Origin of the sequence: Vibrio sp. RE86 (assembly GCF_013114545.1) — a bacterium.
Taxonomy (GTDB): Bacteria; Pseudomonadota; Gammaproteobacteria; order Enterobacterales; family Vibrionaceae; genus Vibrio.
Window position 1 is genome coordinate 135,970 of record NZ_VTXI01000011.1, and the last position, 12,532, is coordinate 148,501.

The 12,532-nt window shown below is 44.9% G+C and carries 12 protein-coding genes; 10 read left to right on the forward strand and 2 right to left on the reverse strand.

Annotated elements, in window-relative coordinates:
• Positions 1-219 precede the first annotated feature (219 nt).
• Positions 220-828: a CoA pyrophosphatase gene (locus F0231_RS12535; RefSeq protein ID WP_171760071.1), complete on the reverse strand. Its 609-nt coding sequence runs from the start codon at positions 826-828 to the stop codon at positions 220-222.
• Positions 829-912: 84 nt separating this feature from the next.
• On the opposite strand from F0231_RS12535, the gene F0231_RS12540 reads away from it, so the two are divergent.
• Positions 913-1,455: a heme NO-binding domain-containing protein gene (locus tag F0231_RS12540; RefSeq protein ID WP_171760072.1), complete on the forward strand. Its 543-nt coding sequence runs from the start codon at positions 913-915 to the stop codon at positions 1,453-1,455.
• 6 nt (positions 1,456-1,461) lie between these two features.
• The gene (locus F0231_RS12545; protein WP_171760073.1) at positions 1,462-3,159 is read left to right on the forward strand and encodes an ATP-binding protein; all 1,698 of its coding nucleotides are present in this window, start codon (positions 1,462-1,464) and stop codon (positions 3,157-3,159) included.
• A gap of 27 nt (positions 3,160-3,186) precedes the next feature.
• Here F0231_RS12545 and pabB read toward each other — a convergent pair whose 3' ends face one another.
• A complete protein-coding gene (gene pabB, locus F0231_RS12550; protein WP_253825790.1) occupies positions 3,187-4,572 on the reverse strand; it encodes an aminodeoxychorismate synthase component 1 in 1,386 nt (461 codons plus the stop codon).
• Positions 4,573-4,723: 151 nt separating this feature from the next.
• On the opposite strand from pabB, the gene F0231_RS12555 reads away from it, so the two are divergent.
• From F0231_RS12555 to F0231_RS12590, 8 genes are all read left to right on the forward strand, one after another.
• Entirely contained in the window at positions 4,724-6,241 is a 1,518-nt protein-coding gene (locus F0231_RS12555; RefSeq protein WP_171760074.1) for a fumarate hydratase, read from the forward strand.
• A gap of 135 nt (positions 6,242-6,376) precedes the next feature.
• The gene (locus F0231_RS12560; protein ID WP_171760075.1) at positions 6,377-6,562 is read left to right on the forward strand and encodes a hypothetical protein; all 186 of its coding nucleotides are present in this window, start codon (positions 6,377-6,379) and stop codon (positions 6,560-6,562) included.
• A 116-nt stretch (positions 6,563-6,678) separates the two neighbouring features.
• Positions 6,679-8,055 (forward strand): YcjX family protein, encoded by a 1,377-nt coding sequence (locus tag F0231_RS12565; RefSeq protein WP_171760076.1) that lies wholly within the window; start codon positions 6,679-6,681, stop codon positions 8,053-8,055.
• Positions 8,052-9,101 carry a YcjF family protein gene (locus tag F0231_RS12570; RefSeq protein ID WP_171760077.1) on the forward strand — a complete coding sequence of 350 codons (1,050 nt, stop codon included), beginning with the start codon at positions 8,052-8,054 and terminating at the stop codon, positions 9,099-9,101. The genes F0231_RS12565 and F0231_RS12570 overlap by 4 nt, the downstream gene beginning before the upstream one ends.
• A gap of 100 nt (positions 9,102-9,201) precedes the next feature.
• Positions 9,202-10,746, forward strand: a complete 1,545-nt coding sequence (tyrR, locus tag F0231_RS12575; protein ID WP_171760078.1) for a transcriptional regulator TyrR — start codon at positions 9,202-9,204, stop codon at positions 10,744-10,746.
• The gene (rimJ, locus tag F0231_RS12580) at positions 10,746-11,324 is read left to right on the forward strand and encodes a ribosomal protein S5-alanine N-acetyltransferase (RefSeq protein ID WP_171760079.1); all 579 of its coding nucleotides are present in this window, start codon (positions 10,746-10,748) and stop codon (positions 11,322-11,324) included. The genes tyrR and rimJ overlap by 1 nt, the downstream gene beginning before the upstream one ends.
• Before the next feature lie 2 nt (positions 11,325-11,326).
• Positions 11,327-11,914, forward strand: a complete 588-nt coding sequence (locus F0231_RS12585; protein WP_171760086.1) for an HD domain-containing protein — start codon at positions 11,327-11,329, stop codon at positions 11,912-11,914.
• 18 nt (positions 11,915-11,932) lie between these two features.
• A complete protein-coding gene (locus F0231_RS12590) occupies positions 11,933-12,406 on the forward strand; it encodes a DUF2947 domain-containing protein (RefSeq protein WP_171760080.1) in 474 nt (157 codons plus the stop codon).
• The last annotated feature ends 126 nt before the right edge of the window (positions 12,407-12,532 follow it).

Sequence of the window (12,532 nt, forward strand, 5' to 3'; positions counted from 1 at the left end):
TAGATCTAAATCATGAATTGATGCGAGTTATAACATGATATGTCAAAAAGGAGTTTTTGGTCACGAAAATGCCGTGCTACTGGTGATTTATGCTAATCCTAGGCATTAGTTTAACTAATGCTTGGTTAAAAAAGTTTCGACCGTGTTTTAAGTAATCGTTTGCCTTATTGATAAATAATTTAGCTAATGTGAATAGGATTTGTACGATGTGTAATTTTATTAACATTGATGCATAATATGTTTCTGCATTGCGTCGATTATTTGAGCAGTCATTCCCCAAATGAAATGGTGTTTATAGTTCAACCCAAACACGCGGTGCGAAAAGTTGTTAACTTGAAATTGTTGGCTGTGAAGTTGTTTTCTATCGAGGACAATTTTGGCAGGAACCTCGAACACCTCATCCACCTCATTTTTATCGATCTGGCTTTTGTAGTCAGGAGAGATAAAAGCGAGAAATGGGGTAACAGTAAACTGACTAATAGTGACGAGTTCAGGCATCTGGCCAAAGATAGATATTTGATGGCGCTCTATGCCCACTTCCTCAAACGTTTCTCGTAGGGCGGTTTCAGAGAGAATTGAATCATCTTGCTCGAACTTGCCACCAGGGAAGCTAATTTGCCCGGGGTGATGTTTGAGGTGGCGAGCGCGCTTCGTAAACAACACATTCAAGCCATTCTCTCGCTCGACAAAACCAATCAGTACAGAGGCTTTGCGAAGAGAGCTCTGTTCAAGGTGAGAGACCCGCTTTAAAGCTTCATGGTGGTAGTCTACGGTCTGGTGTAGCTGAAAGCGCTGAATAAGATGATTTTTATTTAACTCTGACAACACGTTAGCTCCTGTATTTATTTGAAAAAGCCTTGTTTATGGCTCATGCTCTAAACTACGTCAGCAAACGCAAGGATAGCGCAATCTATGAAAGGGATTATCTTTACTGAGTTTATGGATCTTGTCGAAGAAAAATTCGGGCTCGACGAGCTAGACAACGTTTTGTTAGAAGCTGGAGACAGTGGTGTCTACACTGCAGTAGGCAGCTACGACCATCGTGACCTAGTTAAACTCATTGTCCAGCTAAGCAAACGTACGGGTATTTCTCCTGAAGACCTTCAACGCGTGTTCGGTCAATCTGTTTTTCATAATCTTTATAATACCTTACCTGATAATAATAGCTTACAAGGCTGCAAAACGACGTTTCAATTTATCAAGTTGGTAGAAGACTACATACATATAGAGGTCAAAAAACTCTATCCAGAAGCGAATCCGCCTAAGTTTGATTTTCTTTCTGAATCAGAAACTGAAATGACGTTTGACTACATGAGCGCACGTTGTATGTCTCATGTTTGTCTAGGACTGATCGAAGGGTGTTCAGAGTTTTTTAATGAACAAGTCAATATGAGCATGAATAATGTCAAAGATGATGGCAGCCAAGTTCGGTTTACTGTGAGCTTAGTAGGATAAAAGAAAATGAGCAGTGATTCTGCGCTTGAGAGAAAGCTAGCACGCGAACGAGCAGCAAGAGAACAAGCCGAGCAGCTTTTAGAAAGAAAAAGCTTAGAGTTGTATGAGACAAACCAGCAACTTGAGTTGGTACTATCTCAACTTAAACGTCAAACTCACAAAGATCTGCATAAACTTGAGTTTGAACAGCAAATCAATGAATCACTTATTCACTTTGGACGTGCGTTTTTAAGCCGCACATTAGACGACGGACTGATCTCAAGTCTACTTGAGCGGTTGGAGTCGTCTTCTGCATTAAGTAAAGCCAATTTGTATCTAGATAAAGGGCTGATCACCACGGTAGTCAGTAATGAATTTGGCGATGTATCAAAGGTGGATTTGCAGCGTGTCAAACCCTACGCGATTTGGGATGACGCATTGCTAAAATTACCCGTTGAGGTGGATCATAAAGTTGTTGGTGAACTGTCAGTGTTGGTCGTCGGCGAAGAGATAAGCCGTGACTTCGTCGTGAGCCAGATGCTACTTGTTGGAGAGTTACTATGCAGTGCCATCAGTAGACAAATTATCGTGACTAGCAACCAAGAAGCTCGTGCTCGCGCCGAAGAGTCTGAACGCTCTACGAAAGAATTCGTTGCTATGATTAACCACGAGCTTAGGACTCCGCTAAATGGCCTGTTAGGCAGTGCTGAATTGCTTGGCAGCACAACTCTTGATGAAGAACAGAGAACCCTCTTAGTTAACCTTGCTCATTCGGGTGACCTATTGCGTCACATCATTAATGATATTCTCGATTTCAGCAAAATGAGCGCTGGGATGATGGAGCTCATCCCATCTCAATTCCAGTGGGCAGACTTGCGTAGCATGCTCATGGGCATCTTTGAGCCCAAAGCAAGAGAGAAGGGGATAGAGTTCGAAATCGAGGAAGTGGGAGATCTACCACTTGCGTTCGTCGGAGACTTCGAACGTATCGGACAGATTCTGGTTAACCTTGTTGGTAACGCAGTGAAATTTACTAACGAAGGTTTAGTGCTTGTGATTGCAAGTTGGGAGAATGAAGCGTTAAATATTTCGGTTAGCGATACGGGTGTTGGCATTTCTGACTCTGCGCAAAAGGAATTGTTTACGCCCTTTGTTCAAGCCGATAGAACCGCAACGAGAAATTTTGAAGGGACAGGTCTTGGCCTCGCGATTTGTAAAAACTTGCTCGAACTCATGTCAGGCTCAATTGATTTAACCAGTCAGCAAGGCAAAGGCAGCCGCTTTAATGTTGTCATTCCACTTAAAGTGATCACCGTCCTTCAAACGCAAGATACCGCAGCTGAGATTGTGGAACGAGATAAGCCACTCGAGCAGCTATCTATTCTTGTGGTTGATGATATTCGCATGAACCAAGTGATCATCAACCAAATGCTCAAGAAGCTTTCCATCACCCCCGATATTGCCAACAATGGCGTGGAGGCGATAAAAGCGGCCAATGCAGCGAGTTATGATCTTATCTTTATGGATTGCCGAATGCCTGAGATGGATGGTTTTGAAGCGACGCAATACCTTCGTGACCAAAAGTTTAGGTTGCCGATTATTGCGCTGACAGCAGGAACAACATTAGAAGAGCGCGAGAAGTGCATTCAAAGTGGGATGGATGACATTTTAACCAAACCTTACACAGCCAAAGATCTCAAATTGATGTTAGAAAAATGGGCTTAGTTACCTAACTAAGCCCATTTATATATTTTATTGATTAAGGGTGGGAAGAATCCGACTTAACTTATCGAGGGTTTCTTGGTATTCGGCGTCGCATTCGCTATCCGCAACAAGTCCGCCGCCAGCCCAAACATGCAGCTTTCCTTGCTCGGCGACGAGTGTTCTAATCGTAATGCTAGTATCCATCTGCCCGTGGCGACTGATGTAGCCAATGCTTCCACAATATGCGCTGCGGCGGTGCGGCTCGAGTTCTTCTATAATTTCCATCGCGCGAATCTTAGGTGCGCCGGTAATCGAGCCTCCTGGGAACGAAGCACGAAGCAGATCTGCAGGGGTATGTTGCTCATCAAGTTCTGCTCGAATGGTACTCACCAAGTGGTGCACGGCTGGAAAGCTTTCGATATCAAACAATTTAGGCACATGAACGGTGCCGGGTTTCGCAACTCGACCGACATCATTTCGCAGCAAATCGACAATCATTAGATTCTCTGCTTGATCTTTTTCTGCGTTAGCCAGATCGACTGCCGCTTGTTGATCAAGCTCGAGATCGTTATGGCGAGGACGAGTTCCTTTAATCGGCTTAGTTTCGATTTGACGATCTTTTACCTGCAAAAAGCGCTCTGGAGAAACACTGATGATCGCACCTAGTTCAGTACGAACAAATGCTGAAAAAGGCCCTTGATTCACTTGCTCGAGCATTTGATACGCTTGCCATTCACTTCCTTGATAATCGGCATTGAAGCGCTGCGCGAGATTAATTTGGTAGCAGTCACCAGATTTTAGGTACTCTTGCACCTGTGCAAACTTATCTGCGTAATTGGCTTTGGTCATGTTTGACTGCCAATCACTGGTCAAAGAAAATTCGAAATTGCTTTTAGCCGATTGACTCGTTAACCAATGACAGTGATCTTCTACTTCTTCACCGACGATGAACGCCTGCTCTGTTTTGTGATCAACGACCAGCGCCCAGTTATAAAGCCCAACAGCCATATCGGGCGTGGCGAGATCATGCTCAGCCAATGATGGCATACGTTCAACTCGGCGGCCTAAATCATAAGAAAAGTAACCCAATGCGCCACCAACAAATGGCAGATCACCTTTGTATTCGAAGTCAGGTAGTTGCTGTGATTGCAGTTGCTTGAGAAGAGTGAATGGATCTTCAAGTGAGACTTGCTGACCTTGCTTAGTGACGATCTTGGACTCATTGCCGAGGGTCGTAATTGTGGCAACAGGGTTCGCAACAAGCACGTCAAAACGACTATCGATATGAGTTCGACTCGGAGAGCGCAGTAACATGGCCCAAGGAAGCGACTCAACGTTAGAAAAATGTTGAATAGCAAGCTCAGGATGGTAGCTGATCGGTTTGATTTCTAAGCGATTTGGCGTGATGTTATTCATTTGTTTAATTTGTGACAAAGAGATCGTTGATTCCGTGGCGTGTTGAGGAAAGCAAGAGTATCATATTGGCATCAAAGGTCGCTACATCAGTGTTTTGCAAATATAACAGCAAATAAGCAAACGATTGTGTAGGGCTACAAAAGGAAGCAAAAATATAACGAGGCATGCAATGACCGTAATTCGCCAGCAGGATGTCATCAGCAGTGTGGCTGATGCGCTTCAATACATTTCTTACTACCACCCATTAGACTTTGTTCAAGCCCTAGAGAAAGCCTACCACCGTGAAGAGAGCCAAGCGGCAAAAGACGCGATTGCTCAAATCCTAATTAACTCGCGTATGTCAGCGGAAGGACATCGTCCTATCTGTCAAGATACGGGCATTGTGACCTGTTTCGTTAACGTTGGTATGGGTGTTCAATGGGACTCTACCGACTTAACGGTTCAGCAGATGGTTGATGAAGGTGTTCGTCAAGCTTACACCAACCCAGACAACCCACTGCGTGCATCGGTATTGATGGATCCAGCGGGCAAGCGTATTAACACGAAAGACAATACGCCAGCGGTTGTACACATCAACATGGTTCCGGGTAACGAGGTTGAGATTCAAATCGCAGCGAAAGGTGGCGGTTCAGAGAACAAGACCAAAATGGTTATGCTTAACCCATCAGATGATGTCGCAGAATGGGTAGAAAAAACATTACCAACAATGGGTGCCGGTTGGTGTCCACCAGGTATGCTGGGTATAGGTATCGGTGGTACAGCGGAGAAAGCGGCAGTACTGGCGAAAGAATCTCTAATGGAACATATCGATATTCAAGAGCTTATCGATCGTGGCCCTGAAAACGCAGAAGAAGAGCTTCGTTTAGATATCTTTAATCGCGTGAACAAGCTGGGTATCGGTGCACAAGGTCTAGGTGGTCTTACTACGGTTGTCGATGTGAAAATCAAAACAGCGCCGACTCACGCAGCGTCTAAGCCTGTATGTTTAATTCCAAACTGTGCAGCGACTCGCCACGTTCACTTCACGTTGGACGGCACAGGTCCTGCTGACTTAACTCCACCAAAACTGGAAGAGTGGCCAGATATTACTTGGGAAGCGGGTGCGAATACGCGCCGTGTTAATCTAGACGAAGTGACTCAAGCTGATGTTGAGCAGTGGAAGACAGGTGAAACGGTTCTCCTAACGGGTAAGATCCTGACTGGTCGTGATGCTGCGCATAAACGAATCCAAACTATGCTGCAAAACGGCGAAGGCCTGCCAGCTGGTGTCGACTTCAAAGGCAAGTTTATTTACTACGTAGGTCCAGTTGATGCTGTGGGTGACGAAGCGGTAGGCCCTGCTGGCCCAACAACGTCAACACGTATGGATAAATTCACCGACATGATGCTAGAAGAAACAGGCATCATGGGCATGATCGGTAAAGCGGAACGTGGTCCTGCGACGGTTGAGTCAATCAAGAAACACAAAGCGGTTTACTTGATGGCGGTAGGTGGTGCGGCTTACCTTGTTGCTAAAGCGATTAAGAAAGCCCGCGTGGTCGCTTTTGAAGACCTAGGCATGGAAGCAATCTACGAGTTTGAAGTGGAAGACATGCCAGTGACTGTGGCGGTAGACTCTGAAGGTGCAAACGCACACCAGATTGGCCCAGATACTTGGAAAGTGAAAATTCAAGAGATGGAAGGTTAATCTTTAGCCGCTTTGTTAATTTTGTGAGAAATCACTGATTTAATTAGCATATATTTGACGAAGGTGGAGCAAAAGCTGCACCTTTTGTTTATATACTCTAATCTAAGAATTTAAATTTTAGCGTCAGGAGCAACAATGCCTCGTTTTATCCAGATTTTGCAGATCATTATTGCTGCAGTTATCGGTGCCTTTGTAGGTTATGACCTCATTCTTCATGGCATCAGTATTTTCGACGAGAAATACGTCACCATCACTTGTGCTCTGTTTGTCTTGATTGAGATTGCACTGTTTGTCATCTACAAGTTGATTGAAGACGATTAACTTGCAGAGTTCGATTGTTATTAAGCCCCTGATTTATATCAGGGGCTTTTTCGTTCATATAAGATTAATATTACACTCGGTAAGCTACTTATGATTTGATAACAAAGAGATTGTGAATGAAGCAGATTACGCAAGAAGTGAATGATTTAATTAATCGCAGCATGGACTCGCACGTTCGTGTCGCGGTCACCGGCCTTTCAAGGGCGGGTAAAACGGCTTTTATTAGTTCGTTGGTTAACCAACTCCTTCATACTTCAACACATCACAATTTGCCGCTGTTTTCTGCTGCTCGCGATCATCGCTTGATTGGCGCGAAACGTGAACCACAGACCAATATGCTGGTGCCAAGGTTCGCGTATGACGAGGCGATGGAACAGGTACATGCTGAACCTCCGCAATGGCCTGAGCCGACTCGTGATGTAAGCGAAATCCGATTAGCGATTAAATACCGACCGAAGAAGAAAACCAAGAAACTGTTCAGTAGTACTTCAACGCTGCATATCGACATCATCGATTATCCGGGGGAGTGGCTGCTTGACCTTCCTTTGCTTGATATGAGTTATGAGCAGTGGTCACAAAGTCAGTTTGATGCGTTAAAAGGAGTGCGCAAAGAGTTAGCCCAACCGTGGTTAGCAAAGTTAGCTGAGCTTGAATTAAGTGCGCCACTGGATGAAAAAGCGCTAGAGTCGTGTGCTAAGTCGTATACCGAGTTTCTGTATGCATGCAAAGAGGCTGGTTTGCACTGGGTTCAGCCTGGTCGTTTTGTTCTCCCTGGCGAACTGGAAGGGGCGCCTGTATTACAGTTCTTCCCTTGTCAGCAACACGAAGGCGCGAAGCCTGCGAAAGATTCAAACATTGGAATGCTAAAGGCTCGTTACCATGAGTACCAACAAAAAGTCGTTAAGGCGTTTTACAAACACCATTTTTCAACGTTTGATCGCCAAATCGTACTGGTCGATTGCCTACAGCCACTTAATGCTGGCCATGAATCGTTCCATGATATGCGCAATGCTCTAGAGCAAATCATGCACAGTTTTCGATATGGTCGGAGCAACCTTCTTAAACGGGTGTTCGCTCCTCGTATTGATAAGGTACTCTTTGCGGCGACGAAAGCTGACCATGTAACGCCTGAGCAGCACCCAAATTTAGTGTCGCTTTTGCAGCAAATGGTGCATCCTGCTTGGCAAAATGCCTCTTATGACAACATAGAAATGAACTGTATGACGATTGCTTCGATTCAAGCGACTCAAGCAGGTTTTATTACTAAAGGCGATCAGTCTTATCCAGCATTACAAGGTGTGACATTAGATGAAACGCCTTTAACGATCTTTCCTGGAGAGGTACCGAAAAAACTCCCTTCACAAGAGTATTGGCAAGGCGAAGGGTTTGAGTTTTCAGCGTTTAGGCCGAGGCAAGGTTCATCTGATGAGCCATTGCCCCATATCCGAATGGATAAAGCGTTGGAGTATTTAATCGGAGATAAGCTGAAATGATAGATAGAGAACCGTCCAAACTAAAACAAAAACAGGTATTCAGCGAAAGCTTACAGCAAGCACCAAACGTCAAAGAGCCTGAGCTAACGGCACAAATGCACTTCGAAGAGCAAGAGTCGTTTATACCAGTCGAGATTGAACAAGACGACAGTGAAACGAAAGCGGAAGAAAACTTAACTCAAGTGATTCGCCCTAAAAGTGGGTCGAGGTGGCTAGCGACAGGATTAGTGAGCGCATTTGCTGGTCTAGTCGGCTGGCAAACGGTAGATAGCGTCGTGACTGCAATCCAAACAGCCGATTGGTTAGCATTAGGTTGGGCTGGATTTATTTCAACAGTCGCAATGCTAGGTCTTGGTGCGATTGGCAAAGAGCTATTCAAACTTAAGCGGCTCAAAAACCATTTTAGTGTTCAAGAGCAAAGTGAGGCACTACTTGAATCAAACAGTGTCGGTCAAGGCAAAGCATTTTGTGAGGCGATCGCGAAAGAGTCCGGGGTGAAAAGCACATCACCAAGTTATGACCGATGGGTGAATAGTATTAATCCGGCGCATAGCGATGCCGAAGTGCTTGATATGTACGACGCGATGGTGGTTGCAGAGCAAGACAAAGCGGCAACCAAAGTGGTGTCTCAGCATGCGACGGAATCGGCGGCATTGGTTGCGATTAGCCCACTGGCATCTGCTGACATGTTGCTGGTGGCGTGGCGAAACTTCAAAATGATAGATAACTTGGCGGATATCTACGGGGTTGAGTTAGGCTATTGGTCGCGCTTGAAGCTGTTTAAGGCGACATTGATCAACATGGCAGCAGCGGGTGCAAGCGAACTCGCGATTGATGCAAGCATGGATTTAATGTCGATGGATCTTGCAGGCAAGGTGTCGGCGAGGGCTGGGCAAGGTTTAGGTGTGGGCATTTTAACCGCGCGATTAGGGCTAAAATCGATGGCTCTGTTAAGACCGATTCCATGGCACTCTGAGCGTCAAGTAAAACTGGGTGCAATCCGTAAACAAATCGTTGAAAAAGTCGTCGCTATAACAGTCAAATAGTGCGAATGTGAAACAAGTAATGTCGCTGTGCTTGACGGGGATCTAGGCTTAGGAGAAACTACTGTCAACTTTTCGTGACACCTTAGTTAGGAACAAATCCGTGCGTCTAGAAGTTTCCTGTGAAGACAGACTTGGTCTGACTCGTGAATTACTCGATATTCTTGCTTCCAAAAACATCGATCTCCGTGGTATCGAAATTGATGTAACGGGGATCATCTACCTTAATTGTCCTGATATAGATTTTGATACGTTCAGCGAACTTATGGCTGAAATTCGTCGAATATCAGGTGTCAAAGACGTGCGTAAAATTCAGTTTATGCCGATCGAACGTCACAACAATGAACTGCTGTCACTGCTAAATAACCTCCCTGAACCTGTACTCGCGATTGATCTTAAAGGTCACGTTGATATGGCGAATCAGGCAGCCTTAACGTTGTTTAGTCACGATGAAAGCGAGATGATTGGCAATCAAATCAGTGCGCTACTACCGAGCTTCAACTTCGCTAAATGGGCCGAAGGAACCATTACTCGTCAACGTGAAGAGATTGTCATCGGCGGTTTGGACTACATGATGGAAATCATGCCTGTCTATATCACCAATGAAGCCGACGAGTCTGTGCTCGCAAGCACTGTAATGATCATTCGTAATACTCAAGAAAGACCGACGTTCGATGACTTACTGCCGCTGCATAACAATCTAGGCTTTGAACATTTCGTGGGTGTGTCAAACCGTCACAAGGCGTTAATGAGCCAAGCGAAGAAGCTTTCGATGCTTGACCAGCCACTGTTAATACAGGGTGAGACGGGCACAGGTAAAGAGATGTTGGCGCGTGCATGCCACAATCGTTCACACCGAGCTTCAAACCCGTTTTTGGTGTTAAGTTGTGCATCCATGCCGGATGATGTCGCTGAAACAGAATTATTTGGTCATGCCCCTGGTTCGTTCAACCATGAGCAAGGTCATAAAGGTATTTTTGAGCAAGCGAACGGCGGTACCGTTTTCCTAGATGAAATCGGGGAGATGAGCCCGCATCTGCAGATCAAATTACTGCGCCTGTTGCAAGATGGTCGTTTTCGCCGAGTAGGGGAGGAGGACGAATTTCATGTTGATGTTCGAGTGATCGCATCTACTCGTCATCACCTCGCAGACTTAGCTGAATCTGGTACTTTCCGTGAAGATTTGTTCTATCGTTTGAATGTTTTAACGTTACAGATCCCACCATTACGCGAGCGTTCAAATGACATTGCACCATTGCTAGAGCTGTTCACTGCCAAATATGTCACTCAACTAGGTATCACAAAGCCTAAGATTTCAGATGACTTAATTGATCAATTGGTCAGCTATCAGTGGCCAGGTAACATGCGTCAGTTAGAGAATATGGTTCTTCGTGCCTTGACTGAACTTGAGAGTGACGAGCTTACGGCTGAGTTGTTCCACCTTCCTCAGCTTGAAACTGCGTCATCAAATGGCCCGACATTGAACTTAGATGGTTCGCTTGATGAGATCATGAAAGACTATGAATCCCAAGTGTTAGACCGACTGTATCAGTCATTCCCATCGAGCCGAAAACTGGCGAAAAGGTTGAACGTTTCTCACACATCAGTGGCAAACAAACTTCGTGAATACGGGATTCGAAAAAACTGATGCAACGACTAAGCACGCCAACTCAGGTCTATGAAACAGACGAAGATATCGTCATTCGTACCGCAGAACCCACAGACGGAAAGCTCATTTCTGACTACTTCATCGCGAATAGAGAGCACCTAAAAGAATGGGAGCCAAAGCGAGAAGACGCTTTTTTTACCGAAGCAGGCTGGACGCAGCGTTTGATTAAGTTAAATGAACTGCATCGAATGGGTTTAGGCTATTACATTCTTATCATAGACAAACAGAGTAACGAAATGCTCGGTACTGTCTCATTTAGCAACTTATCTCGCTTTCCTTTTCATGCCTGCAGCATAGGGTACTCTCTAGCAAGTAACGCTCAGGGGAGAGGTGTGATGACACGAGCGGTAAAGCTTGCTGTTAATTACATGTTTACCATCCAAAATATGCACAGAATTATGGCTAGCTACATGCCACGCAACAAGCGAAGCGAGTCGGTACTTCAAAGAGTTGGATTTGTGAAAGAAGGTTTTGCTAAAAATTACCTTTTGATCAATGGCCAGTGGGAAGATCATAACCTGACTGCTCTAATGAACCCAGAATGGAAGGACGTGTGACTGTGGAACGATTGAACAAACAACTTGAGCTACTTATGGAGCTTGATCAGCTGAAGTCTGTGCTACGCAGAACACGAGTAAAAAGTGCTGACAGGCGTTTGGAAAACAGTGCTGAGCATAGCTGGCACGTTGCTCTGATGGCTATTTTGATGGAAGAGCATGCAAACGAACCGGTTAACATTGCTCGCGTGGTCAAAATGTTACTTATCCATGATGTTGTTGAAATTGATGCAGGGGATACGTTTGTCTATGACACGGCGGCTTCGAAGCAACAAGAGGCTAAAGAGCTTGAAGCTGCGAACCGCCTTTTTGGGATGTTGCCTGAGGATCAAGGCAAGGAGCTGTTGGAGCTCTGGCTTGAGTTCGAATCTGCGCAAACTGCCGATGCAAAATTTGGCAAAGCATTAGATCGAATCATCCCTATGTTGTTGAATTATTATAACCAAGGGCAAAGTTGGAAAGAGCACGGAGTATCGCGTACTCAGGCTTTAACGGTAAACCAGAAGATTGAATTTGGCTCACAAGCATTGTGGGAAAAAGCGCAACAAATTATTGAAGAAGCCACCGCAAATGGTTGGCTAAAAGCATAGGCTTTAAGAGGGTATCGAATGTCGTACTTACCTTTGGATGAATACCAAAGAAAATGGATTTTTACTCACCAATCAATGCCAGTGCCAGAGGCTGATTTAGAGGCTATTAAGCCAATGGATCAAGCACGAGCCTCTCAGCTTTGGAAAGAAAACATTAGTGCGCAAAGCCCTGACGCAGATCGTTTGAGCTCTGGCGATTGGCCAATGAATGAGTCAAATTGGAAAGAGACCATTGATTGGATGGCAGCATGGGAATCGGATGATGAATCGCTTCCAGAGGAGCTGCTTAATTTCATTGATTGGCAAGATGACGTGACAGTCTACTTCTGTTATGAAAAGTACAATGTTATCGAAACCAAGTGGTCGATATTCAAAAAGCATTGGAAGAATTTTCTGTTTTACGATGATGGGCCAATTTTAATTGGCAGACGCAGGAGCGAGGCGTTATGGTTTGATACCGAAGGGAATGTCAAACTTGGTCACCGTAAATAGTAATAAAAGCAGCATAGAGCTGCTTTTTTATTTTCAGCCCTAAACCACCTACTTCAGTAGGTGGTTATCATTCAGTTGGGCTTTGCCTGTAGTTCTACCCATGTTAAATGCTCCCTTGATTTTTAG